The sequence below is a fragment of the Amycolatopsis sp. SID8362 genome (genome assembly GCF_010550475.1).
GTDB classification, from domain to species: domain Bacteria; phylum Actinomycetota; class Actinomycetes; order Mycobacteriales; family Pseudonocardiaceae; genus Amycolatopsis; species Amycolatopsis eburnea.
Window position 1 is genome coordinate 1 of record NZ_JAAGNB010000069.1, and the last position, 22,617, is coordinate 22,617.

At 70.7% G+C, this 22,617-nt stretch carries 25 protein-coding genes and 1 riboswitch; of the genes, 10 read left to right on the plus strand and 15 right to left on the minus strand.

Annotated features, from left to right (window positions below):
• On the plus strand, positions 1 to 220 hold a 220-nt coding region (locus tag G3I65_RS02635; RefSeq protein ID WP_160694383.1), incomplete at its 5' end, for a substrate-binding domain-containing protein.
• 2 nt (positions 221 to 222) lie between these two features.
• Here G3I65_RS02635 and G3I65_RS02640 read toward each other — a convergent pair.
• Complete coding sequence (locus tag G3I65_RS02640) at positions 223 to 1,917, minus strand: discoidin domain-containing protein (protein ID WP_239070310.1); 1,695 nt, start codon at positions 1,915 to 1,917, stop codon at positions 223 to 225.
• 483 nt (positions 1,918 to 2,400) lie between these two features.
• Here G3I65_RS02640 and G3I65_RS02645 point away from each other — a divergent pair, with 483 nt between their 5' ends.
• Positions 2,401 to 4,614 (plus strand): discoidin domain-containing protein, encoded by a 2,214-nt coding sequence (locus G3I65_RS02645; RefSeq protein ID WP_160694387.1) that lies wholly within the window; start codon positions 2,401 to 2,403, stop codon positions 4,612 to 4,614.
• Here G3I65_RS02645 and G3I65_RS02650 read toward each other — a convergent pair.
• Positions 4,516 to 6,051: an FAD-dependent monooxygenase gene (locus G3I65_RS02650; protein ID WP_160694389.1), complete on the minus strand. Its 1,536-nt coding sequence runs from the start codon at positions 6,049 to 6,051 to the stop codon at positions 4,516 to 4,518. The two genes, G3I65_RS02645 and G3I65_RS02650, sit on opposite strands and share 99 nt — an antisense overlap.
• Positions 6,048 to 7,010 (minus strand): MBL fold metallo-hydrolase, encoded by a 963-nt coding sequence (locus G3I65_RS02655; protein ID WP_160694391.1) that lies wholly within the window; start codon positions 7,008 to 7,010, stop codon positions 6,048 to 6,050. The genes G3I65_RS02650 and G3I65_RS02655 overlap by 4 nt, the downstream gene beginning before the upstream one ends.
• Before the next feature lie 97 nt (positions 7,011 to 7,107).
• Between G3I65_RS02655 and G3I65_RS02660 the strand changes: the two genes are divergently transcribed.
• On the plus strand, positions 7,108 to 7,638 hold the full coding sequence (locus G3I65_RS02660; protein WP_160694393.1) for a MarR family winged helix-turn-helix transcriptional regulator: 531 nt from the start codon (positions 7,108 to 7,110) through the stop codon (positions 7,636 to 7,638).
• A gap of 364 nt (positions 7,639 to 8,002) precedes the next feature.
• Here G3I65_RS02660 and G3I65_RS02665 read toward each other — a convergent pair whose 3' ends face one another.
• Together G3I65_RS02665 and ribA are read right to left on the minus strand one after the other, a co-directional pair.
• Positions 8,003 to 9,217: an HNH endonuclease signature motif containing protein gene (locus G3I65_RS02665; protein ID WP_160694395.1), complete on the minus strand. Its 1,215-nt coding sequence runs from the start codon at positions 9,215 to 9,217 to the stop codon at positions 8,003 to 8,005.
• 56 nt (positions 9,218 to 9,273) lie between these two features.
• Positions 9,274 to 9,885, minus strand: a complete 612-nt coding sequence (gene ribA / locus G3I65_RS02670; protein WP_160694421.1) for a GTP cyclohydrolase II — start codon at positions 9,883 to 9,885, stop codon at positions 9,274 to 9,276.
• Positions 9,886 to 9,989: 104 nt separating this feature from the next.
• Here ribA and G3I65_RS02675 point away from each other — a divergent pair, with 104 nt between their 5' ends.
• Entirely contained in the window at positions 9,990 to 10,619 is a 630-nt protein-coding gene (locus G3I65_RS02675) for a LysE family translocator (RefSeq protein WP_160694397.1), read from the plus strand.
• A gap of 9 nt (positions 10,620 to 10,628) precedes the next feature.
• On the opposite strand, the gene G3I65_RS02680 is transcribed toward G3I65_RS02675, so the two are convergent.
• The gene (locus G3I65_RS02680; RefSeq protein ID WP_160694399.1) at positions 10,629 to 11,690 is read right to left on the minus strand and encodes a cobalamin-independent methionine synthase II family protein; all 1,062 of its coding nucleotides are present in this window, start codon (positions 11,688 to 11,690) and stop codon (positions 10,629 to 10,631) included.
• Positions 11,691 to 11,917: 227 nt separating this feature from the next.
• On the opposite strand from G3I65_RS02680, the gene G3I65_RS02685 reads away from it, so the two are divergent.
• Positions 11,918 to 12,181 carry a DUF3040 domain-containing protein gene (locus G3I65_RS02685; protein ID WP_160694401.1) on the plus strand — a complete coding sequence of 88 codons (264 nt, stop codon included), beginning with the start codon at positions 11,918 to 11,920 and terminating at the stop codon, positions 12,179 to 12,181.
• Between the two features lie 15 nt (positions 12,182 to 12,196).
• Positions 12,197 to 13,228 carry a DNA polymerase IV gene (locus tag G3I65_RS02690; protein WP_160694403.1) on the plus strand — a complete coding sequence of 344 codons (1,032 nt, stop codon included), beginning with the start codon at positions 12,197 to 12,199 and terminating at the stop codon, positions 13,226 to 13,228.
• Here G3I65_RS02690 and G3I65_RS02695 read toward each other — a convergent pair.
• A complete protein-coding gene (locus tag G3I65_RS02695; RefSeq protein ID WP_160694405.1) occupies positions 13,225 to 13,872 on the minus strand; it encodes a TetR/AcrR family transcriptional regulator in 648 nt (215 codons plus the stop codon). The genes G3I65_RS02690 and G3I65_RS02695 overlap by 4 nt on opposite strands.
• 87 nt (positions 13,873 to 13,959) lie before the next feature.
• Between G3I65_RS02695 and G3I65_RS02700 the strand changes: the two genes are divergently transcribed.
• From G3I65_RS02700 to G3I65_RS56325, 4 genes are all read left to right on the plus strand, one after another.
• A complete protein-coding gene (locus G3I65_RS02700) occupies positions 13,960 to 14,850 on the plus strand; it encodes a diiron oxygenase (protein WP_160694407.1) in 891 nt (296 codons plus the stop codon).
• A 59-nt stretch (positions 14,851 to 14,909) separates the two neighbouring features.
• The gene (locus tag G3I65_RS02705) at positions 14,910 to 15,395 is read left to right on the plus strand and encodes a GNAT family N-acetyltransferase (RefSeq protein WP_160694409.1); all 486 of its coding nucleotides are present in this window, start codon (positions 14,910 to 14,912) and stop codon (positions 15,393 to 15,395) included.
• A 31-nt stretch (positions 15,396 to 15,426) separates the two neighbouring features.
• Positions 15,427 to 15,504, plus strand: a riboswitch (S-adenosyl-L-homocysteine riboswitch).
• A gap of 78 nt (positions 15,505 to 15,582) precedes the next feature.
• The gene (gene ahcY / locus G3I65_RS02710) at positions 15,583 to 17,043 is read left to right on the plus strand and encodes an adenosylhomocysteinase (protein WP_160694411.1); all 1,461 of its coding nucleotides are present in this window, start codon (positions 15,583 to 15,585) and stop codon (positions 17,041 to 17,043) included.
• 120 nt (positions 17,044 to 17,163) lie between these two features.
• Complete coding sequence (locus tag G3I65_RS56325; protein WP_086678182.1) at positions 17,164 to 17,319, plus strand: hypothetical protein; 156 nt, start codon at positions 17,164 to 17,166, stop codon at positions 17,317 to 17,319.
• A 27-nt stretch (positions 17,320 to 17,346) separates the two neighbouring features.
• On the opposite strand, the gene G3I65_RS02715 is transcribed toward G3I65_RS56325, so the two are convergent.
• From G3I65_RS02715 to G3I65_RS02750, 8 genes are all read right to left on the minus strand, one after another.
• A complete protein-coding gene (locus tag G3I65_RS02715) occupies positions 17,347 to 17,991 on the minus strand; it encodes a cation transporter (RefSeq protein ID WP_160694413.1) in 645 nt (214 codons plus the stop codon).
• Positions 17,988 to 18,305 carry a helix-turn-helix transcriptional regulator gene (locus G3I65_RS02720; RefSeq protein WP_086856591.1) on the minus strand — a complete coding sequence of 106 codons (318 nt, stop codon included), beginning with the start codon at positions 18,303 to 18,305 and terminating at the stop codon, positions 17,988 to 17,990. The genes G3I65_RS02715 and G3I65_RS02720 overlap by 4 nt, the downstream gene beginning before the upstream one ends.
• 234 nt (positions 18,306 to 18,539) lie before the next feature.
• Entirely contained in the window at positions 18,540 to 18,746 is a 207-nt protein-coding gene (locus G3I65_RS02725) for a hypothetical protein (RefSeq protein WP_125315250.1), read from the minus strand.
• Positions 18,747 to 18,819: 73 nt separating this feature from the next.
• Complete coding sequence (locus G3I65_RS02730) at positions 18,820 to 19,701, minus strand: Ku protein (RefSeq protein ID WP_160694415.1); 882 nt, start codon at positions 19,699 to 19,701, stop codon at positions 18,820 to 18,822.
• Between the two features lie 74 nt (positions 19,702 to 19,775).
• Positions 19,776 to 21,002 carry a styrene monooxygenase/indole monooxygenase family protein gene (locus G3I65_RS02735; RefSeq protein ID WP_160694417.1) on the minus strand — a complete coding sequence of 409 codons (1,227 nt, stop codon included), beginning with the start codon at positions 21,000 to 21,002 and terminating at the stop codon, positions 19,776 to 19,778.
• Positions 21,003 to 21,022: 20 nt separating this feature from the next.
• Entirely contained in the window at positions 21,023 to 21,643 is a 621-nt protein-coding gene (locus tag G3I65_RS02740) for an ATP/GTP-binding protein (protein WP_160694419.1), read from the minus strand.
• The gene (locus tag G3I65_RS02745; protein ID WP_125315246.1) at positions 21,618 to 21,986 is read right to left on the minus strand and encodes a DUF742 domain-containing protein; all 369 of its coding nucleotides are present in this window, start codon (positions 21,984 to 21,986) and stop codon (positions 21,618 to 21,620) included. Before G3I65_RS02745 ends, G3I65_RS02740 begins: the two co-directional genes overlap by 26 nt.
• A gap of 29 nt (positions 21,987 to 22,015) precedes the next feature.
• The gene (locus tag G3I65_RS02750) at positions 22,016 to 22,453 is read right to left on the minus strand and encodes a roadblock/LC7 domain-containing protein (protein ID WP_125315245.1); all 438 of its coding nucleotides are present in this window, start codon (positions 22,451 to 22,453) and stop codon (positions 22,016 to 22,018) included.
• Positions 22,454 to 22,617 lie beyond the last annotated feature (164 nt).

Below are 22,617 nucleotides of genomic sequence, written 5' to 3' on the forward strand. Positions count from 1 at the left end.
GCGCGCGGTGCCGGGGGACGTCGCCGTGCTCGGCTTCGACGACATCCCCCTCGCCGCGCACACCCAGCCGCCGCTGACGACGATCCGCCAGCCGCTGCGGGCGATGGGCGAGACGGCGGCCCGGCAGCTGCTCGCGCAGCTCGCCGGGGCGCCGCCACCGGATCGGCCCCTGATCGTCCCGACCACGCTGGTGGTCCGGGAATCGACCCGGTCACCGTAGCCCTACTGGTATACCCGCACGTAGTCGATCACCATGTCCTGCGGCAGGACGGTCCCGGCACCGGGCGGGCCGGGGAAGTCCCCGCCGATGGCGTTGTTGAGGATCAGGAAGAACGGGTGGTCGTACACCCACGGCCCCCGCGTGCTCTCCACGGTGTCCCGGTTGATCGTCTCGAACGCGTTCCCGTCGACGTAGAACGTCATGTGCGACGCGTCCCAGTCAAGGCCGAAGCGGTGGAAGCCGGCGGAGACGTCCTGACCGAAGTCGAACGGCGCGCCGATGCCGCCCGCGCCGTTGTACGCCGGGGCGTGGATCGTCGAGTAGGCCAGGTTCGGCGACTTGCCGACGTGCTCCATGATGTCGATCTCGCCGCAGTTGGGCCACGGCGTGCCGCCGAAGAAGTTGGCGCCCAGCAACCAGAACGCGGGCCACAGCCCCTGCGTACCGGACACCTTGATGTTCGCCTCGACGTGGCCGTAGGTGAAGCTGAACTTGCCCGCGGTGTTGATCCGGCCCGAGGTGTACTGGCAGGTGCCGCTGCCGCTGATGGGGTCGACCGGGCACGCGCTGCCCGGGGTCGCCTCGCGGCGGACCTGGATGACGAGGTTGCCGCGGCCGTCCTGCTTGGCGTTGTTGTTGTTCGTGTAGTACTCGAGTTCGTTGTTGACGCCGGGGCCGGTCTCGGCGGTCCACTTGGCCGGGTCCGGGTTGGCGCCCGCGGCGCCGTTGAACTCGTCGCTCCAGACCAGGGTGCCCGGGAAGTGCGGGGCCGGCGGCGCGGGCGGCGGGGTCGTCGGGCTGCCGCCGGTGCCGTAGACGTCGAAGCCCCACAGCGAGTAGCCGTAGCCGTTGGACCGGGCGGTGCCGTACATCCGGACGTAGCGGCCGGAACCGTTCACCGTCAGGGTTTCCTTGAAGCCCTTGCCGGTGGTGGTCGAGTACACCGATGTCCAGTTCGCGTTGTCGTTCGACACCTGGATCTGGTAGGCGACCGCGTACGCCGGGTCCCACTGCAGGACCACCTGGTGCACGGCCGCGACCGCGCCGAGGTCGACGGTGATCCAGCCGGGGTCGACCCAGCCGGTCGTCGCGCTCGTCGCCCAGCGGGTCGCCGGGTCGTGGTCGAACGCCTTGGCCGGGACGCAGCCGGGGCAGGCCCCGTCGTCCTGGTACGACGACGCCGTCCCGGACTTCCCGTACGACAGCAGGACGTCACCGGGCTGCGTGGTGCCGCCACCGCCGAAGACCTGGAACTCCCACAGCGAGTAGCCGTACTGCGTGGCGCGCTGGGTGCCGGTGAGCCGGACGTACCGGCCGCTGCCCGTGACGTTGAGGGTCTGCGTCCCGCCGGCACCGGTGGTCGTCGCGTAGAGGGACGTCCAGGTGGCGCCGTCGGCGGACGCCTGGAGCGTGAAGGCCTTGGCGTACGCGGCTTCCCAGTTCAGCACCACCTGGGACAGCTGCTGGGTGGACCCGAGGTCGACCTGCAGCCACTGCGGGTCGGAGAAGGCGCTGGACCAGCGCGTGCCGGCGTTGCCGTCGACCGCCGCGCTCGCGGGGAAGGCGGCGGATTCGGTCGAAGACGCCGTCACCGGACGGCCTTGCGAGAGCAGGACGGGCGCAGCCCGGGCGGCCGGCGCGGTGAACAGGGCGGCGACGGTCAGGGCGAGAACGGCGAGAACCCGGGTTCTCGGCATGCGGCGTTGCATGGGCACCTCCACGGCGAACCGGCGCCGGGGCGGCCTTGCCCCGGCGCGGATCGGCTCACGTGGTCCTCGGCGCGGGTGTGGGTCCCGCTCGTCGGCACGCTCTTAGTTCAGGATATAAATAAAGAGCCGTAAAATGTCAACTTCGCTGCGCCGGACGGTCGCGGACCACCCCGGGGACTGGTCCGGGCGAACGAATCCGCGCCGGATCCTTGACTCCGCCGAACCCCGCGGTGTTCACTTCGACCCGCTGGAACCGGTTCCGTGACCGCCACCCGGGTCGGTTCCCCGCGTCACGCACACCCTCGGGCTGACTGGTTCGCGCTCCTCGCACCACCCGGTACCGCTCTTCCGGCTCACGGCGCCGGGCGGGTGACCTGGGGGCGGACCCGCCGCACCACCCGACGCCGGCGCGAGCTGTGGGGCTCGCCCGGCCCGTTTCGCCCGCCCTCCCCCCGATCAGCAGGCAGGCCGATGAGATCAACGACGTTCTCCCCCGTTCACCGCCTCCTCGTCATCGCCACCACCTTCGTCACCGCGGTCACCACCGCGGCGGTGGTCGGCTCCGCGCCGGCGCAGGCCGCCGCGTGCGGGACCACCAACCTCGCGCAGGGCCGCACCGCGACCGCGTCCTCGACCGAGAACGGCGGCACACCCGCGTCCGCCGCGGTCGACGGCAACACCGGCACGCGCTGGTCCAGCGCGTTCAGCGACCCGCAGTGGCTCCAGGTCGACCTGGGTTCCGCGCAGCAGCTGTGCGACGTGGTGCTCACCTGGGAAACCGCGTACGCCAAGGCGTTCAGCGTCCAGCTGTCCTCGGACGCGAACAGCTGGACGACCGCGTACACGACCACCACCGGCGCGGGCGGCACGCAGACCGTGGCCCTCACCGGCACCGCGCGCTACCTGCGCGTCTACGGCACCCAGCGGGCGACCGGCTACGGCTACTCGCTCTGGGAAGTCGCCGTGCACGGCACCGGCGGCGGGACGACCATCCCGCCGACCGACCCGCGCAACCCGGACCTCGGGCCGAACGTGTCGGTGTTCGACCCGTCGACGCCGGCCGCGACCATCCAGAGCCGGCTGACGCAGATCGCGGACCAGCAGCACACCAACCAGTTCGGCAGCGAGCGCTACGCCGTGCTGTTCAAGCCGGGCACCTACACCGCCGACGTCAACCTCGGCTTCTACGAGCAGGTGGCGGGCCTCGGGCTCTCCCCCGACGACGTCAACCTCAACGGCCACGTCCGCGTCGAAGCGGACTGGCTGCAGCAGGGCGACAACCCGAACAACAAGGGCAACGCGACGCAGAACTTCTGGCGGTCGGCCGAGAACCTCTCGGTGACCCTGCCCGCCGGGCAGGTCGAACGGTGGGCGGTCGCGCAGGCCGCGCCCTACCGCCGGATGCACCTGCGCGGCAGCCAGATCCAGCTCTGGAACGGCGGGGACGGCTGGGCCAGCGGCGGCCTGATCGCCGACAGCAAGATCGACGGCGTCGCCGTTTCCGGCTCGCAGCAGCAGTTCCTGACCCGCAACAGCGAGCTGGGCGGCTGGCAGGGCGGCGTCTGGAACATGGTGTTCGTCGGCTCGACCGGCACCCCGCCGGCGTCGTTCCCGAACCCGCCGGAGACGGTCGTCGGGCAGACACCGGTGGTCCGCGAGAAGCCGTTCCTGTACGTCGACGGCTCGGGCAGCTACAACGTTTTCGTCCCGGCGCTGCGGCAGAACTCGTCCGGGACGAGCTGGGGCCACGGCGCCCCGGCCGGGCAGTCGATCTCGCTCAGCGAGTTCTACGTCGCGCACCCGTCCGACTCGGCCGCGACGCTCAACGCCGCACTGGCCGCGGGCAAGAACCTGCTGGTGACGCCCGGCGTCTACCACCTCGACCAGGCGCTGAACGTCACGCGCCCGGACACCGTGGTGCTCGGCCTCGGCCTGGCGACGCTGATGCCCACCAACGGGACCGCGGCGATCACGACGTCCGATGTGGACGGCGTGAAGATCGCCGGGCTGCTGATCGACGCGGGCGCGGTGAACTCGCCGGTGCTGGTGCAGGTCGGCCAGCCGGGGTCGAACGCGAACCACGCGGCCGACCCGACGTCGCTGCACGACGTGTTCTTCCGGATCGGCGGTGCGGCCGTCGGCAAGGCCACGCAGACGCTGGTGGTCAACTCGAACAACGTCATCGGCGACCACATGTGGCTGTGGCGCGGCGACCACTCCTACGGCGTCGGCTGGAACGTCAACACCGCGGCCAACGGCCTGGTCGTCAACGGCTCGAACGTGACGATGTACGGCCTGTTCGTCGAGCACTACCAGCAGTACGAGGTGCTCTGGAACGGCAACGGCGGGCGGACGTACTTCTTCCAGAACGAGATGCCGTACGACCCGCCGGACCAGGCGTCCTGGTCCAGCGGCGGCGGCCGGCAGGGCTGGGCGGCGTACAAGGTGGCCGACTCGGTGACCAGCCACGAAGGCTGGGGCCTGGGCAGCTACTGCTTCTTCAACACCAATCCGTCCATTGTGGCCAGTCATTCCTTCGAGGTGCCGAACGCCGGCGGGGTCCGGTTCCACAACCTCGTTTCGGTGTCACTCGGCGGCGTGGGCACGATCGCCCACGTCATCAACGATTCGGGTGACGCCGCGAACACCGGGCACCAGGTGAGCCCGCTGGTCTCCTACCCGTAGGACGGCGGCGACGTACGCGTCCGGGCGGGCCAGCCAGGCTTCGCCCGGACGCGCGCCGAGCGCCCCGCCCACGGCGATCTCGGCGCTTCGGATTCCCTCGGCCCGTACCCCCGGGGTCGTCAGGAGCAGGAACCCTTGGCGGGCCAGGTCACGCAACCGTCCACTCTCGACGGTTATGTCCGGAAGCAGCACCCCCGGCCCCGGTGGCGGCAACGCACCGCGTGGTGGCCGGCCGGCGAACGGCCGCGCGGGATCGGGCGTGGTCAGCGGCGAATCGGTATACCAGAACGGTTCGGCCAGCCGTCCCGAGTCGACCTGCTCGTGCACCGCCGGGTCGACGGCCGCGCGGGTGAGGACGTCGAGGCGGCGCGCGCGCTGCCCGTCGTCCTGCGGTACCAGGAAGTCCATCGTCGCCGTCGTCACGGCCGCGTTCTCGACCGCCGCCGCGTGCCGCTCGGTGTGGTAGCTCTCCAGCAGGTCCTCGTCCGCGTGGCCGCGCAGGACCCAGGCGAGCTTCCAGGCCGCGTTCTCGGCGTCGGCGACGCCGGAGTTGAGCCCGCGCGCCCCGAACGGCGCGACCAGGTGCGCGCAGTCCCCGGCCAGCAGTACGCGCCCGACGCGCATCCGGTCGACGAGCCGCGTGTGGAAGCGGTACACCGAGCGCCAGACGACCTCGTACGGCCGGTCACCGATGATCGCGCGGATCCGCCGGTCGAGGGCGCCGCCGGTCTCCTCGGCCGCGAGGTCGTAGTCGTCCGGGACCTGCCAGTCGATGCGGAACTGCGAGTCCGGGCACGGGTGGATGAGCACCTGCCGCCCCGGGTTCCACGGCGGGTCGAAGTGGAAGCGGCGCTCGGCCGCCCAGCCCGGCAGGTCGGCGCGGATGTCGCAGATCAGGAAGAGGTCGCGGAAGGAGAACCCGCCGAGGTGCTGCCCGAGGGCGCGGCGCACGGCGTCACCCCGCGAACCCGCGCAGGCAATCGCGTAGTCGGCCTCGATCCGCCGCGGCCCGTCCTTCGTCTCACAGTGGATTTCGACGCACCCGGGCTGCGTCACGCCGGTGACGCGGTGCCCGCGCCGGACGTCGATCAGCGGCTGCCGCGCGATCAGCTCGTCGAGGACTTCTTCGACGCGGGCCTGCGAGATGTTGACGAACGGCGGGAGCGCCGAGCCGCCGTCGGGCAGCTTCAGCGAGAACAGCTCGGTCTCGCGGTGGAACGTCCGGGCGGTCGTCCAGGTGAGCCCTTCCTCGGCGAGGCACCCGGCGCCGAGGGAGGCCCAGACGTCCAGGGTGTCCCGTTGCTGGCAGATGGCCTTGGACCCCACGGGGTCGCGCACCTCGTGCTCGTCGACGAGCACCACGGGTACGCCCCAGCGCGCGAGCAGCAGCGCGGCCGTCTGGCCGACCGGACCGCTGCCGAGGACCGCGACCGTCATCCTTGGAGCTGGTCCCAGACTTCGCGGTCGCGTTCGGCGGTCCACACCACCGGCCGCTCGATGCCGCCGAGCTCGTCCCACAGCCGGGAGACGTCGAACGGCAGGCAGTGCTCGAAGATCGGCCAGTGGCCGTACTGGTCGTTGAGGGCCGCGTGGGTGCGTTCGAAGGCGTCCTTGAGCGTGCCGCCGGCGTCGCGGACCGCGCCGACCTCGCGAATCATGGTGGTCAGGAAGTGCCGAGTCTGCGCGATCGCAGCCTCGACTGCTTGCGCCCCACGGCTCACCCCACCTCGCCCGCCGATCAGGGTCTCGGCGCCGAACGCGCCGACCCGGTCCAAAGTGGACGAAGCCCAGTCGCGGTGGAACGCGTCCCCGGTGTAGAGCGCGGCTTCGGCTTCCACGAGGTCGCCCGCGTAGAGGATCCGCTGCCGCGGCAGCCAGGCCACGATGTCGCCTTCGGTGTGCCCGCGCCCGCAGTACTGCAGGACGAGGTCGCCGCGGTCGCCCCCGAGGTCGATGGTGAGCCGGTCGGAGAAGGTCAGCGTCGGCCAGGTCAGGCCGGGCACGGAGTCCGCGCCCTTGGCCAGCCGCGGCATCCGCCCGAACTCGCTGGCCCAGTCCTCCTTCCCGCGCTCGGCGACCAGCGCACGGGTGTTCTCGTGCGCGACGATGACTTCGGCGTCGAAGGCGGACGCGCCGAGCACGCGCACCGCGTGGTAGTGGCTCAGCACCAGGTAGCGCACTGGTTTGTCGGTGTGTTCACGCAGCTTCGCGAGCCACTCGCGGGCGGCGACGGGCGTGGCGAGCGCCTCGAAGCAGACGAGGAAGTCCTCGCCTTCGATGGCCCCGATGTTGGGATCCCCCTCTGCGGTCAGCGCGTAGACGCCGTCGTCCAGGACTTCCAGGGTCTGCGCTTTCTCCGCCAGGTCGGCCGAAGAGGCGAACGCTTTCTTCGTCACGGCTAGGGCTCCTTGATCGTCAAAGGATTGACTATCTCGCCTCAGGCTAGCCCGCCGCGCCGCCGCGCGGAACCCCCTCGTCGCCTAACCTGACCGCATGACCGACCGACCGGCCGACCTCGACTACCTCTCGTTCGTCGACTACGCGATCGGGAAGACGCAGGCCGAGCTACCCGCCACCGACCCGGTGGCCATGCGCCTCGGCCTCACCCTCCACCGCCTCGCGGGCGCACTGGTCTACGACTGGGAGTCCACAGTCCACCGCCCCCGAGGCTGGAGCTGGGGCGGCTTCCGGGTGCTGTTCGTGCTGTGGCTGGCCGGCCCCCTGGAGTCCCGCCACGTGGCCCGGCTGGCCGGAATGAGCCGCGCGGCGGTGTCGGCCCTGGTCAAGACGCTGGAGCGGGACGGGCTGGTGACCCGCTCGGCGGTGCCGCATGATCGTCGGGCGGTGGAGCTGGACCTGACGGAGGCGGGCCATGCGTCGGTGGCCGAGGCGTACCAGGAGCACAACGAGCGAGAGCAGGCTTGGGCGGCGTCGCTGACACCGTCGGAGCGGACGACGCTGATCGCCTTGCTGGAGAAGCTGACAACGGGTCCTGCGGCGGCAGCAGCGCAGCGGCTGACGTAGGGCCTCGGGCGGCCGCGGTCAGGATCGGTGCGGGTCGTTGGCGGATGGGGTCGCGCCGCGGTTCGAGCCAACGTGAGCGACGGAAGCGGTACTTGGCCCAGCCGGCCAGGTCCGAGCGCTTGGCTGTGGGCCCTGCCGGGTCCACGATCCAGTTGAGGTCGGCCACAGGCGGGCGTCGGCCACGAGCGACCACATGAAGCTGCACACAACCGCACCGGCAGGTGCCGAAACGCGCAGGACATCCACCGCGGCAGAGATCGCGATCAGCGGACCTCCCCGGGAGGAGGGTGAATCCCTGGACCACGCCAGCAGGTCAGCACATGGGTGTAGGCCCGTAGCCGGTGGCTGCGGGCCTGTCCCGTGTTCAGGCTGCGAATGGCAGGGGCTGATGCAGGTTGTTGCGCCTGGGTTTTCGGCGTTTGTCCAGGAACCGTGGCGGCAGGAACTCCGGATGGCCGTCGGCAGCGATGCGGACCTGCCAGCCCGAGCGGTGCAACAACCGGTGATGGTGACCGCACAACAGCACCAGGTTAGCCAAGTCGGTGAGGCCGCCCTCGGCCCAGTGCCGGATGTGGTGGCCCTGGCAGTGCCGGGGCGGGCGGTGGCAACCGGGGAACGCGCAGCCGCGGTCGCGCAGGAACAGGGCGCGGCGTAGGCCGGGGCTGATCAGGCGGCGGGCACGGCCCAAGTCCAGAGGCTCACTGGCCGAGCCGAGGACGGCGGGGATCAGCTTGCAGTCGCAGGCGTGGAGGCGGGCGTCGGCAGCTGTGATGACGCCGGTGTCGCCCAGGGTGGCCGTGCCGCGTCCGGATTGCAGGTCGGTGAGGGAAACGGCGACCATCACGTGGACGCGTTCACCGGCTTGGGCCGGGAGTTCTGGGGAATTGAGCGCTAGGTCGATCGCGTCGGAGAAGGCGTCGCCGTAGCGTTCGTGTGGGGAGCGGAGGTCGTCGGTGCCGCGACGTTCAGCCAACGCATCCAGCAGGGCACTGGCGCGGGTACCGGTTTCATCGTCGAACCGGCCCGTCAGTTCCCAGGTTCCGGTGCGTCTTCGACGCAACGACAGTTCCCGAGCGGGGGTGGCGGGTTCGGCGGTGTCGGGTGCGGGACCGTCGGGGTCGAGGTGGGCCAGGATCCGGGCACCCAGGGCAGCCACCTGCTTGTGGCCGCCCTCGGCGGCGAAGGCGAGCAGATCCGCCTCGGCGGTGTCGCGGTGAGGGGCGGGGATCCGGGTGACAGCGTCGATGATGGTGTCGATCATCGGGGTGCTCAACCGGCCGGTGAGCGCCGCGGCACCGGTGGCCGGAGCAACAGCGGGGGTGGCGTCGAGAGTGTGGGCGGGGTGCAGGGCCTGGGCGCGGGTGACGGTGCGGGTGGCGGCGGCGTGCGGGACGTCGGCGAGGTGTTCGTAGAGGCGCGCAGTAGTGCGGTATCCGAAGAGTTCCTGAACCCCGCGGGATTCGATTTCCACCAGCAGCGCACCGATTTCCGCCTCAGCAGACCGCACCACGGTGAGCAGCGAAACGATGCGGTCGGCCAAGGCCTCCGCATCCGCTTGCCACACCGCTTCTCTGTCCACACCCCAAGATTACCGCCACACGAACACATGTTCATCACTCGATCAGGTGGAACAGATCAACTGGCAATCCCGGGCAGACGCAACGTGTGCCCCGTCTGCTCAGCCTTCGCCCGCAAATACCGAACATTGCTGTCCGTCGCGAAAACCCCGGTGGGAACCTGATCCCGCACCGCAATCCCAGCGACCCGCAACTGCGCGGCCTTATCAGGATTGTTGGAGAGCAGATCGACCTCCCCAGCCCCGAGTGCCTTGAGCATCTGCGCCGCAACGGCGTAATCCCGCGCATCCTCGGGCAACCCAAGCGCGGCATTAGCGGCGTAGGTGTCGAGGCCGTCGTCCTGCAACGCGTAGGCGTCGAGCTTGTTGTAGAGCCCGATCCCCCGCCCTTCCTGCCGCAGGTAAAGCAGGTACCCACCCACTTCGGAGATCCGTTCGACGGCCTCGGCCAGCTGCGGCCCGCAGTCGCACCGCGCGGAGCCGAAGACGTCGCCGGTCAGGCACTCGGAGTGCGGGCGGACGAGGGGGACGTCGCCGGGCGTGCCGAGCACGAGGGCGAGGTGCTCGCCGCCGTCTTCGAGGCCGCGGAAGGTGACGGCTTCGGCGTCGATCTCGAGGCCGCCGTGCAGCCGCAGCGGGATGCGCACCCGGGTCCGCACCTCGGCCGTCACGTCGTCGCCCCTGGAGTCACCCACATGATCGACCCTACACGAAGTTCAAATTCGAACATTCCCACGCCGCAAAACCGGTGGCCGACCCGTCGTAGGCTCACCCCATGATCCCCGGCGCCACCGCGGCTTCCTTCCTCCTCGTCGTCCTCCTCGGCGCGATGTCCCCCGGCCCGGACTTCGTCGTCGTCACCCGCTCCTCCCTCACCGGTGGCCGGCGCGCCGGGATCGCCGCCGGCGTCGGGATCGCCCTCGGGGTCTTCGCCTGGGTGGTCGCGATCGCGCTCGGGGTGGCCGCGGTGCTCACCGCGTCCGCCGTCGCCTTCACCGTCGTCAAGCTGGTCGGGGCCGCCTACCTCGTCTTCCTCGGCGTCAAGGCCTGGCTGGCCGTCCGCCGCGGCGAATACCGGGACCTCGGCGGCGACGACCGAGAGCCGCTCAAGGCCGCCGCCGCCTTCCGGCAGGGGTTGTTCACCAATCTGCTCAACCCCAAGGTGGCCGTCTACTTCCTCGCGCTGCTCCCCCAGTTCCTCCCGGCCGACGGCTCGACCCTGCAGACCCTCGAACTCGCCGCGATCGCCACCGCCGGCACGGTCCTGTGGTTCGTCACCCTCGCCGTGGTCGTCGGAGCGCTGAAGAAGGTCTTCCGCGACGCCCGCGTCCGGCGGGGGCTCGACGCCGTGCTCGGCAGCCTGCTCGTCGCGCTCGGCCTGAAGGTCGCCGCCGAAACGGCGTGAACCCGGGCGTCAGCCGAGTTTCTCGGCCGCCAGGCGGGTGCCTTCCACGCGGGCCTTGATCTTCGCGAACGCGAGGTCGCGCGAGGTCGACGTGTCGTCCGCGAACGGCGAGAACCCGCAGTCGTCGCACGTCCCGAGCCGGTCGGCCGGCACGTACTGAGCCGCCCTGAGCACCCGGTCGCGGACCTCCTCCGGGGTCTCCACGCGCGGGTCGATCGGGTCGGTCACGCCGACGAAGACCCGCTGGTCCGCCTTCAGGTGCTCGGCGATGACCGCGAGCGCGCGATCGGGGTCCGGCTCGCTCGCCAGCTGGACGAAGAAGCGCCCGGCCTTCAGGTCGAACAGCGCCGGCAGCAGGCCCGCGTAGTCGACGTCGAGGCTGTGCACCGAGTCCAGGTCGCCGCCCGGGCAGGTGTGGACGCCGATCTTCGCGCGCTCCTCCGCCGTGAACCGGTCGAGGACCGCGTTGTTCAGCTCGACGAACTGCCGCAGCAGGCCGCCCGACGGGTCCAGCTTCAGTGACAGCCGTCCCTCGGTGAAGTCGATCTGGACGCTGTCCGCGCCCGCGTCGAGGCTGCGCCGGATGTCCGCCTCGGCCTCGTTCACCAGGTCGGCGATGAACTGCTCCCGCGAGTACCCGTCGATGCCGCCGGCCGGGTAGATCAGCGAGACGGCCGAGGCCGCGATCACCGCCTGCTTGACCGGCTTGGCCGTGAGTGCCTTCGCCCGGGTCAGGTACTCGTCGGCGTGGGTCGCGTAGCGGAACGGGCCCGCGGTCAGCCGCGGCAGCTGCCGGGTGTGCCCGTCGGCGAACGGGATGACGACGCCGTCCGGGGCCAGCGCGGCCAGGCCGGCCAGCGGGTACGTCGCGAAGCTCGGCTTGCCCTGCTCGCCGTCGGTCAGCACCGGGGACCCGGTCTCCTCGAACCGGGTGATCGTGTCGGCCAGCGCGCGGGTCTCCAGTTCGGCGAGCGCGGCGGCGTCGATCCGCCCGGCGGCGAACTCCCCGAGGCCTTCGACGAGGTACGCCGGGCGCGGGATGCTGCCGATCGGTTCGGTGGGCAGGGTCATCGAGGTCCTCCAGCTGCTTGAAGGGTTCCGGCACGCAGGAGGACGCAGGCGGCCCCCCTCCGTGTTCGCACCGCAACTTAACGTGCTCACGGGCGCTCACGGAGCGCGGATCACCCGGTCGGCGCAGTAAAAAGCACGAAATCGGAAGGCGTTCGGCGGTTCGTTGGGAGGACGATTGGGTATTCGCTCTGGCGATACGGCGGGTACGGCGTCGAAGGAGTACCCCGATGCTCAGTCACCACGATCGCACCGAGCTCGAAAAGATCGAACGCAGTCTCGAGCTCAGCGACCCCGATCTGGCCACCGCGCTGCGCGACGGCAAGCGGCCGAAGTCGCGCGCGCTCCGGAGCACCCTGCTGATCATCTTCGACGTCGTCGCCGTGACCCTGCTGGTCGTGGGGCTGGTCCTGCCCGACCCGGGCGTCACGCTGTGCGGGATCATCGCGCTCACCGGCACCGTCTGGACCCACGTGGCGCGGCACCGGATCTGAGGCGAGACTGGGCCCGTGAAGTGGGTCCTGCACGTCGACCTCGACCAGTTCATCGCCGCGGTCGAGATCGCCCGCCACCCGGAGCTCGCGGGCAAGCCCGTCGTCGTCGGGGGCAACGGCGACCCCACCGAACGGGCGGTGGTCGCGACCGCCTCGTATGAGGCCCGCGAGTTCGGCGTCCAGTCCGGCATGCCGCTGCGGCTCGCCGCGAAGCGCTGCCCGGACGCCGTCTTCCTGCCCAGTGACCCGGACGCCTACCTCGAGGTGTCGGCGCGCGTGATGGCGGTGCTGCGGGAGTTCCCGGTCGTCGTGCAGGTGCTGGGCTGGGACGAGGCGTTCCTCGGCGCGGAGACCGACGACCCCGAGGCGCTGGCGGCGGAGCTGAAGGACGCCGTGGCCCGCGAGACCGGGCTGTCGTGCGCGGTCGGGATCGGCGACAACAAGCTGCGGGCCAAGCTCGCCACCGGGTTCGGCAAGCCGGGCGGGATCTACCGGCTGACGCAGGAGAACTGGTGGCCCGTGATGGCCGAGCGGCCGACCGACGCGCTGTGGGGCATCGGCGGCAAGACCGCGAAGAAGCTGGCCGAGCTGGGCATCCGCACGGTGCTCGACCTGGCGGGCGCGGACGCGGCGGCGCTGGCCGCCCGCTTCGGCCCGAAGACCGGGCCGTGGCTGCGGCTGCTCGGCGGCGGCATCAGCGACGCCGACGTCAGCGCGACCCCGTACGTGGCGCGCTCCCGCAGCCGCGAGACGACGTTCCAGCGCGACCTCACGGACCCGGCGGAGATGGCAGCGGAGGTCTCGGCACTGGCCAAGCGGGTCGCCCAGGACGTCCTGGACGAAGGCCGCCCGGCGGCGCGGGTGGCGGTCAAGGTGCGGTTCGTCCCGTTCCTGACGCACACGCACAGCATCACGCTGCCGGAGCCGACGTCGGACGCGGCGGAGTTCGACCGAGCGGCGCGGGAGGTGCTGGGCATGTTCGAGCTGACCCGCGCGGTGCGGCTGCTGGGCGTGCGGGCCGAGTTCCTCCGCGAGGACGAGGACTAAAACTCCTCCGGCAGCGGCAACGGCCGGTCCGGGTCCAGTTCGACGCCGCCCGCCTTCAGCGTGTGGTCCAGCATCGCCCAGATCGTGCCGGTCAGCTGGTCGGTCAGCTGGGTCAGGCTGAGCGCGCCCGGGTGGTCGAGCCAGCGGGTCGTCGCCGACTCGACGTAGCCGACCAGGCCGAACGCGATCGTGTCCGCCGGGGCCGGGTCGAGGCCGAACGCCGTCAGGTAGCCCGAGAACAGGCCGCTGAGGTGGCGGGCGATCGTGCCGCGGACGTCGGTCGTGGCCGGGACCGCGCGGGCCAGGTAGCGGTGCAGGGGTTCGTGCTCGGTCAGCCAGCGCAGGTGCGTCGAGATCACCGTCGTGATCATCTCGTGCGGGGACCCCGAGGGGTGCCACAGCGGCGCGAGCTCGGCCGTCACCAGCTCGGCGGCGCGCTCGGCGATCGCGCGCTGGAGATCGGCCGCGTCGGCGAAGTGGCGGTACAGCCGGGTGCGGGCGACGCCGGCTCGTTCGGCGATCTGCTCCGTCGAGACGTCCGGGCCGTGTTCGGCGATGGCCGCCAGTGCCGCGTCGACGAATTCGGCGCGCCGCCGCTCCTGCTGGCCCGCCCAGCGCGCCGCCCGTCCGTCGACCTTGGTCACCCGGGAAGCCTACTCAAGTCCCGCGAGCCGGTGTACGCTCGCCAAAGTAGCTAGTACAGCGCGTACCCCCTACTTTCGGAGGCCGCCATGGGCGTCGAGGCCCAGGACCGGGACGTCACCGCGGCTCGCCTGCTCAAGAGCTCCGCGAAGAACTCCTACGACCCGTACGTCGACATCGACTGGGCCGCGCCGCTGGCCGAGGGCAAGGCCTTCATGCCGCTCGAGCGCGTCTCCCTCTACGGCACCGGCCTGTGGGAAAAGCTGACGCCGGAGCAGCGGATCGAGCTGTCCAAGCACGAGATCGCCAGCATCATGAGCGTCGGCCTGTGGTTCGAGATCGTCCTCATGCAGCTGCTCGCCCGGTACGTCTTCGACCTCGACGCGCGCACCGAGCACGCGCAGTACGCGATGACCGAGATCGGCGACGAGACGCGGCACTCGGTGATGTTCGCCCGCACCGCCGAGCGGCTCGGCGTCCCGCGCTACGGCGTCCCGAAGGTCGTGCACCGCGCCGCCAAGGTGTTCGGCGCGACGGCGGCCGGCCCGTCGATGTTCGCCAGCGTGCTGGTCGCCGAGGAGACCACCGACCGGCTGCAGCGCTCGATGATGGACGACGACGGCATCCAGCCGCTGATCCGGTCGGTCAACCGCATCCACGTCGTCGAGGAGGCCCGGCACGTCCGGTTCGCCAAGGAAGAGGTGCTGCGGGAGACGCCGAAGCTGTCGAAGGCGGCGTTGCAGCGGCACCGCGTGCGGACCGCGCTGGTCGCGTTCGGCGTCATCGACAGCATGGTCGACCCGCGGATCTACCGCAGCGTCGGGATCGACCCGCGCGAGGGCCGGGCCGCGGCGCTGGCGAACCCGCACTTCCACGAGACGCGCCGCTGGATGGCCGAGAAGATCGTGCCGTTCCTGCGCGAGGCGGGGCTGATCGGCGGCCGCTCGGAGGGTATCTGGCGGCGCGCGCACCTCGTCTGAGGGCTCCCCCCGCGTAATTCCGCTCGCCCCGGGGTGCCCGGTTCCGCCAGGATGCCCGGATGACGACGAAAGTCCGGCCGGCCGACGCCGGCGACGAAGCCGTGCTCGCCAAGATCGACGAGCGCACGTGGGACTCCACCGTGTCCCCCGCTCCCCCGCCGCCGCCCGGCACGCCGTTCTTCGACGAGGGCGCGCGGCCGGAGAACTTCCTCGTCGCCGAGCACGACGGCGGGGTCGCCGGGTACGTCCGGCTCAGCGAGGGGTTCGGCATCCCGGCCCACGCGCACGTGCTGGTGCTCGGCGGGCTCGCCGTCGATCCCGACCGCCAGGGTCTGGGCATCGCGGGGCGGCTGGTGGACGCGGCCGTGGCGGAGGCGCGCCGGCGCGGGGCCCGCAAGCTGACGCTGCGCGTGCTGGGTCACAACGCCGCCGCCCGCCGGGTCTACGAGCGGTCCGGGTTCACCGTGGAAGGCGTGCTGCGCGGGGAATTCCGCGTCGACGGCACCGACGTCGACGACGTTCTCATGGCCCGGACGCTCGCTTGACAGCTTCGCGGCGGCTTTGCCATCCTGGATCCGGGCCGAGAGGCGCTGCGACGGAACTCCTTTCCGCCACGCTCGGCCCGCGACACGCATCCAAGGGCGCCTCCCGCGAGGGAGGTGCCTTTTTTGTTGCTGTGCCTCAGTTCCTCCCGAGCGTTCCGCAACCAGCCGTCAGGAAAGAGCTCGAGGAATGAGTGACAAACTCGCACGCCGCAACGGTCTCGACTTCGCCGTCGCCGACCTTTCCCTCGCCGACGCCGGCCGCACCCAGCTGCGGCTGGCCGAGCACGAGATGCCCGGCCTGATGGCGATCCGCCGCGAGTACGCCGCCAGCCAGCCGCTCAAGGGCGCGCGCATCGCCGGGTCGCTGCACATGACCGTGCAGACCGCCGTGCTGATCGAGACACTGGTCGCGCTCGGCGCCGAGGTGCGCTGGGTGTCCTGCAACATCTTCTCCACCCAGGACGAGGCCGCCGCGGCGGTCGTCGTCGGCCCCGAGGGCACCGTCGACGCGCCGTCGGGCACCCCCGTGTTCGCCTGGAAGGGCGAGACGCTCGAAGAGTACTGGTGGTGCACCGACCAGCTCTTCGCCTTCGCCGGCGGCAAGACCCCGAACATGATCCTCGACGACGGCGGCGACGCCACCCTGCTGGTGCACAAGGGCGTCGAGTTCGAGGCCGCGGGCGCCGTCCCGCAACCGTCCGAAGAGGACCCCGAGGAGTACCGGATCATCCTCGACACCCTCCGCGCGAGCGTGGCCGCCGACGGCGACCGCTTCACCCGGATGGCCAAGGAGATCCGCGGGGTCACCGAGGAGACGACCAACGGCGTCAAGCGGCTCTACAAGCTCGCCAAGGACGGCGAGCTGCTCTTCCCCGCCATGAACGTCAACGACTCCGTCACGAAGTCCAAGTTCGACAACAAGTACGGCATCCGGCACTCCCTTGTGGACGGCCTGAACCGGGCCACCGACGTGATGATCGGCGGCAAGCGCGTCGTCGTCTGCGGCTACGGCGACGTCGGCAAGGGCGCGGTCGAGGCGCTGCGCGGCCAGGGTGCCCGGGTCGCGGTCACCGAGATCGACCCGATCTGCGCGCTCCAGGCGTCGATGGACGGGCTCGACGTCGTCGAGCTCGACGACGTGGTCGCGACCGGGGACATCTTCATCACCACCACCGGCAACTTCGGCATCATCTCCGCCGAGCAGATGGGCCGGATGAAGCACAACGCGATCGTCGCCAACGTCGGGCACTTCGACAACGAGATCGACATGGCCGGGCTGGCGAAGCTGCCGGGCATCGTGAAGAAGGAGATCAAGCCGCAGGTGCACGAGTGGGTGTTCCCGGACGGCCACTCGATCATCGTGCTCTCCGAAGGCCGCCTGATGAACCTCGGCAACGCGACCGGCCACCCGTCGTTCGTGATGTCGAACTCGTTCACCAACCAGGCGATCGCGCAGATCGAGCTGTTCACCAAGCCCGGCGAGTACGCCACCGACGTCCACCGGCTGCCGAAGCACCTCGACGAGAAGGTGGCCCGCCTGCACCTCGACGCGCTCGGGGTGAAACTCACCAAGCTCACGAAGCAGCAGGCGGACTACATCGGGGTCGACGTCGAAGGTCCGTACAAGCTCGATCACTACCGGTATTGATCCGAGATTGCTCCGTTTGACGCAGTTTGCGGCACCGGGAAAGTGGCCATCCTCCCCGTGACAGCGCATCCGCCCGGCCGGCATGCCGGACGGGTCCCATGCGAAGGAGTGTGTGTCAAAGTGATCGTTCTCGGTGTAATTCTCCTGATCATCGGGTTCATCGTGGGTATCCCGGTGCTTTACACCATCGGCATCATCCTCGCGGTGGCCGGCGTGGCACTGGCCATCCTGGGCGGCACCGGCCGCCGGATCGGTGGGCGTGCGCACTGGTACTGATTCCCGATCGGCCCGCGGCCTGGCGCGTCAGCAGCAATGCTGGCCGCGCCAGGCCGTTCGGCCTTCGTTCACCGCCACCGCGGCGATCGCGAGCGCGACCGCCGGGTCGGCCCACCACCACCCGAACAGGGCGTTGAGCAGCAACCCCGCCAGCAGCACCGCGGAAAGGCAAGTGCAGAGCAGAGTCTGCCGCGAATCCGCGACCGCGCTGGCCGACCCCAGCTCCCGCCCCGCGCGGCGCTGCGCCGCGGAAAGGGCGGGCATCACCGCGAGCGACACCGCCGCGAGCACGATTCCGGTCCGCGAGCTTTCCGGTGCGGTACCGCTGAAGAATGTACTGACGGCCTCGATCGTGACGTAAATCGCGAGCGCGAAAAACGACAGCGCGATCGCTTTCAGTGCCCGGCGTTCCCGGCTTTCCGGATCCGCACCGGAAAACTGCCAGGCGACCGCGACGGCGGAAGCGACTTCGATCACGGAATCGAGCCCGAAACCGATCAGCGCCCCCGAGGAAGCCGCGCTCCCCGCGGCCAGCGCGACGACCGCCTCGACGACGTTGTAGGTGATGGTCGTCGCCACGAGCAGCCGGACCCGGCGCACCAGCGCCGCGCGGCGGTCCGGCACCAGCACGGCCGGCGCGCAGCAGCCGTCCGAGCACGCCGGGCTCGTCATGCGGGCTCGCACTCGGCACGCGGTTCGACCGCCAGCACGACGTGGACGAGTTCCCGCAGCGCGCGGGCCAGGTGGGCGTCGGCGATCTCGTAGCGCACCTGACGGCCCTCGTAGCCGGCCACGACGAGCCCGCAGCCGCGCAGGCACGACAGGTGGTTCGAGACGTTCGACCGGCTCAGCCCCAGTTCGGCCGCCAGCCGCCCGGGGTAGGCGGGACCGTCGAGCAGCGCGGTCAGGATCCGGCAGCGGGTCGGATCGGACAGCGCGCGCCCGATCCGGGCGAGCGCCGCCTCTCGCGTCTCACACGTCACCATGCGATGAACTGTACAGCGTCGGCTGACATATCCACACTGGACACCGGGAAAAATAAAGGGTCCTCCGGCTCCGAGGGGGAGGGAGAGCCGAAGGACCCCGTTAGTGTTAGCACATCGCCAAGCCCGTGTACACGGCTGCATACACGATCGTGTTACCGCACTGACACCTTCCTTACGCCGCGAAGGCCTCCCCGCCGGGTGACGGGAAGGCCTTCGCGGATCCTGGCGGGAGGCTCAGGAAGCCTGGCGCAGCAACGATTTCTCCGGCGCGGCGGCGCACCCGCAGCCACCGAGGGCCGGACAGTCGACGATCAACGCGTGCCGTACGCGGTCGCCGTCCACACAGGCCGGATCGGTGCACTCGGCGAACCCGCCTTCCGGGTGCACCACCAGCGTGCCGTGGCAGTGGTCGATCCGCGCGTCACAAGAAGCGCACTCCATGACCCCTTGGTACCACCGGGAAGCGGCCGGGCCCGGGACCACGGCGGCGTGTCGGCAGGACCACCCGTCCGGGTCAGGCCGATTTCGGGGCCCGCTTCCGCGGCGCCGCCTTCTTTTTCGCCGGCTTGGCGTCCTCATCGGACGCCTCCGGAGCGGACGCCTCCGAAGTGGACGCACGCGACTTCTTCGCCGCATCGACGCTCGCCTGCAGCGCCGCCATCAGGTCGACGACGTCGGCCTTGGCGGTGACCGCCGCGGGCTTGGTCGTCTCCTCCCCCGCGACCTTGGCCTCGATCATCTCCTCGAGGGCCTCGCGGTAGTGGTCGTGGTACTTCTCCGGCTCGAACACCGGCTCGGCCAGCGAGTCGATCAGCGAGCCCGCCATCGACAGCTCCTGCGGGCGGATCTGCGGCGGGTCGTCGCGCAGGAACGGGAAGTCGGGTTCGCGGACCTCGTCCGGCCACAGCATCGTCGTCATCACCAGCACGTCGGCGTGCACCCGCAGCACCGCCATGCTCTCCCGCTGCCGCACCGCGACCTTGGCGATGGCCACCTGGCTCGACTTGTGCAGCGCGTCCCGCAGCACGACGTACGGCTTCACCGCGTTCTTCTGCGGCTCCAGGTAGTACGTCCGGTCGTACTGGATCGGGTCGATCGACTCCAGCGGCACGAACTCGAGCACGTCGATCGTGCGCTGCGTGGGCAGCGGCAGCTCGGCCATCTCGGCGTCGGTGATGACGACCATCTCGCCGTCGGGCAGCTCGTAGCCCTTGGCGATCTCCGGGTACGGGACCTCGGCGCCGTCGATCGTGCAGAACCGCTTGTACTGGATGCGGCCGCCGTCGGCCTCGTGCACCTGGCGGAGCGAGACGTTCTTGTTCTCGGTGGCCGCGTACAGCTGGATCGGGATGCTGACCAGCCCGAACGACACCGAGCCCTTCCACATCGCCCGCATGCCACGTACCTCCGAGGTCGCCTTCACGCTACGTGACCACCGTAGCCCGAATCGTCCCCCGGCGACAGTCCGATCTAGACCTCTGCCAGGTACTTCTCCCACTTGGCCGGGTCCATGAACCAGTGCTGGAAGTCGGTCGGGTCGGTGAACCCGTTGGCGAACCGCCGGGCCACGGCCGGGTTCTGCCCCGCCACGCCGAGGATCTGGAGCACGTGCGGGGGCGGCGGCAGGAGCAGCGCGTTCGTCCATTCGGTGACGTGCTTGGCGTACTCCCAGTAGCGCTCGAACGTGGCGTCCATCCACGCGGCGTCGAACGGCCGGTCGCCGCGCTCGAGGATCGCGTTCAGGTAGGTCGCCGCGCAGTGGCTCGCGTTGTTCGAGCCCTGCCCGGTGATCGGGTCGTTCGCCACGACGACGTCGGCCATGCCCAGCACCTTCGCCCCGCCCGGCAAGGTGCCGACCGGGTTGCGCACCACCGGCGTGTAGCCGCCGGCCAGCGCCGCCTTCCCGTCGGTGAGCTCCGCGTCGCGGCAGCGCTCGTACTCCCACGGCACGAACTGGCGCATCAGGTCGAGCAGGCGGGTGAAGTGCTCCGCCGCGGCCGGGTGGTCGTCGAAGCGGTCCAGCGGGCCGCCGGGGATCCCCTCGAAGAAGAGGATGTCGCAGTTCCCGCTCAGCGTGTACGCCGGGATCATGAACAGCTCGCCGACGCCGGGCACGATGTTGAAGCGCACGGCCATCTTGTCCGGGTGCTCCGGCCGCGGCCGCACGCCGTGGGCGTAGACGAGGGACAGCGCGCGCATCGGCTTCGTGTACGGCGACCGCTCGGGCACGCGGTCGAACAGCTGGACCAGCTCGCCCTTGCCGGCCGAGATGATCACCAGGTCGTACAGCCGGGACAGCGCGTCCAGTTCGGACGTCATCACGCCGTGGATGACCAGCTTGCCGCCGCGGTCCTCGAACAGCTCCAGCCAGCCCGCCATCTTCACGCGCTGGTCGACCGACTGCGCGTAGTGGTCGAGCTCGGCGAACCAGTCGAGCGCGCGGCCGCCGTCCGGCCCGGCCACCGACACGCCGAGCCCCTCGACCCGGACGGTCTCGTCCTCCCACTGGTTCAGCCCGAGGTCGCGCTCGTGCTGCAGCGCGTCGTTGAACATGCACTGCGTCGACATCACGCGGCCGTTCCGGATCTCCTCCGGCGTCCGCGCGGACATCACCGTGACGTCGTAGTCCTTCGCCAGCAGCCCGAGGGCCAGCTGCAGCCCGGACTGGCCGGCGCCCACGATCAGGACTCTGCGCATGAAGCTCTTCTCTCCTCGGTTCAGGCTGGGGCGGCGCTGCCGGCCAGCTCACGCGGCCCGGACAGCACGGCGAGCGACAGCGTGTGGCTGACCAGCTCGGTCAGGGTGGCGATCGTCGAGGCGCGGTCCCGGGCGTCGCAGGTGACCAGCGGGACGGCCGGGTCGAGTGCCAGCGCGTCACGCACCTCTTCGAGGTCGTGCACCGGTTTGCCCTCGAACTGGTTGACCGCCACGACGAACGGCAGCTCCGAGTCGTTCTCGAAGTAGTTGATCGCCGCGAACGACTCGTCGATCCGGCTGGTGTCGACCAGCACGACCGCGCCGAGCGCACCGCGGCTCAGGTCGTCCCAGAGGAACCAGAACCGCGCCTGCCCCGGCGTGCCGAACAGGTACAGCAGCAGGTCCGGGCGCAGCGTGATCCGGCCGAAGTCCATCGCCACGGTCGTGGTCGACTTGCCGCCGGGCGGGATCTCGTCGACGCCTTCGCCGGCCTCGGTCATCCACGCTTCGTTGCTCATCGGCGGCACTTCCGAGACCGCGCCGACGAACGTGGTCTTGCCGACACCGAAGCCCCCGGCGACGACGATCTTCGCGGAGATCGTCAGCAGATCGCCCTCAGGCGGGGAGCCGCTTGAGCCCATCAAGGATCCTCTCGAGCACGTTGGTGTCGTGGTGGTAGGCGTGCGCGGTGGGGTGGACGAACACCGCGCCCTGGGAGGCGAGGTCGCCGATCAGCACCCGCACGACGCCCAGCGGCAGGTCGAGCCCGACCGACAGCTCGGCGATCGAGGACCGCACCCGGGCGCGTTCGTAGAGCGAGCGCGACTCGGGCATGAGCGTGTCGCTCAGCGCCGGGTCGTACTGCGGGACCGACACCAGCGTCTCCACCAGCAGCTGGTGGCGGGTGCTGGTGCGGCCGCCGGTGAGCGCGTACGCCCGGATCCGCCGGCTGCGCCGCGGCAGGGCGGTGTCCTTCTCGGACATGGTCTTCCCATCCGTGTCGGGCACGCCCATCACACCCGCGGCCGGCGCGCGGTCAGCACCTGGCGCAGTTCGGCGCGCACCTCGGGGGTGAGCGCGTGGCCGGCGTTGGTGATGAACTGGGTCATCTCGTAGGCGACCACCTTCATGTCCGCCTCGCCCGAGGTCAGCACCGCGAGCCCGGCACCGGAACCGATGCCCATGAAGAGGAAGTAGCCGTGGGTGAGCCGGATGATGATCTGCTCGCAGGCGCCCTTCCCGAACAGCGCCGCGCTGTTGCCGGCCAGCGAAAGCAGGCCACTGGCGATCGCGGCGAGCTGCTCGGCCTCCGCTTCGCCGACCGAGTCCGACGCGGTGAGCGGGAAGCCGTCGACACTCATGATCAGCGCGTGGCTGACCCCGTGCACCTTCCGGACGAAGTCGTCGAGCAGCCAGGCGAAGTTCGCCGGAGCCGGGTGGGGAGCGCTCACGGGGTGGTTCCTCCGGGCGTTTCGTCCTGCTGGGCGTGGTTTTCGGCGTGCGCGGCCCGCTCCCCGTCGGCGAACGCGCCGAGGTCGGCGAGCAGCTTCTCGTGCCCGTTCACGGCCGGTTCCGCGGCCGGGGGCGGCGGCGGTGGTGGTTCGGGGGCGGCGCC

Bases quoted from the DNA above. Each gene is read 5' to 3' on its own strand.
- G3I65_RS02735 (WP_160694417.1), bottom strand. From the start codon at position 21,002: ATGCGCAGAGTCCTGATCGTGGGCGCCGGCCAGTCCGGGCTGCAGCTG.
- G3I65_RS02645 (WP_160694387.1), top strand. From the start codon at position 2,401: ATGAGATCAACGACGTTCTCCCCCGTTCACCGCCTCCTCGTCATCGCC.
- G3I65_RS02725 (WP_125315250.1), bottom strand. From the start codon at position 18,746: ATGGAGTGCGCTTCTTGTGACGCGCGGATCGACCACTGCCACGGCACG.
- G3I65_RS02675 (WP_160694397.1), top strand. From the start codon at position 9,990: ATGATCCCCGGCGCCACCGCGGCTTCCTTCCTCCTCGTCGTCCTCCTC.
- G3I65_RS02700 (WP_160694407.1), top strand. From the start codon at position 13,960: ATGGGCGTCGAGGCCCAGGACCGGGACGTCACCGCGGCTCGCCTGCTC.
- G3I65_RS02680 (WP_160694399.1), bottom strand. From the start codon at position 11,690: ATGACCCTGCCCACCGAACCGATCGGCAGCATCCCGCGCCCGGCGTAC.
- G3I65_RS02640 (WP_239070310.1), bottom strand. From the start codon at position 1,917: ATGCCGAGAACCCGGGTTCTCGCCGTTCTCGCCCTGACCGTCGCCGCC.
- G3I65_RS02720 (WP_086856591.1), bottom strand. From the start codon at position 18,305: ATGGTGACGTGTGAGACGCGAGAGGCGGCGCTCGCCCGGATCGGGCGC.
- G3I65_RS02685 (WP_160694401.1), top strand. From the start codon at position 11,918: ATGCTCAGTCACCACGATCGCACCGAGCTCGAAAAGATCGAACGCAGT.
- G3I65_RS02660 (WP_160694393.1), top strand. From the start codon at position 7,108: ATGACCGACCGACCGGCCGACCTCGACTACCTCTCGTTCGTCGACTAC.
- G3I65_RS02705 (WP_160694409.1), top strand. From the start codon at position 14,910: ATGACGACGAAAGTCCGGCCGGCCGACGCCGGCGACGAAGCCGTGCTC.
- G3I65_RS02740 (WP_160694419.1), bottom strand. From the start codon at position 21,643: ATGGGCTCAAGCGGCTCCCCGCCTGAGGGCGATCTGCTGACGATCTCC.
- G3I65_RS02745 (WP_125315246.1), bottom strand. From the start codon at position 21,986: ATGTCCGAGAAGGACACCGCCCTGCCGCGGCGCAGCCGGCGGATCCGG.
- G3I65_RS02715 (WP_160694413.1), bottom strand. From the start codon at position 17,991: ATGACGAGCCCGGCGTGCTCGGACGGCTGCTGCGCGCCGGCCGTGCTG.
- G3I65_RS02650 (WP_160694389.1), bottom strand. From the start codon at position 6,051: ATGACGGTCGCGGTCCTCGGCAGCGGTCCGGTCGGCCAGACGGCCGCG.
- G3I65_RS02730 (WP_160694415.1), bottom strand. From the start codon at position 19,701: ATGCGGGCGATGTGGAAGGGCTCGGTGTCGTTCGGGCTGGTCAGCATC.
- ahcY (WP_160694411.1), top strand. From the start codon at position 15,583: ATGAGTGACAAACTCGCACGCCGCAACGGTCTCGACTTCGCCGTCGCC.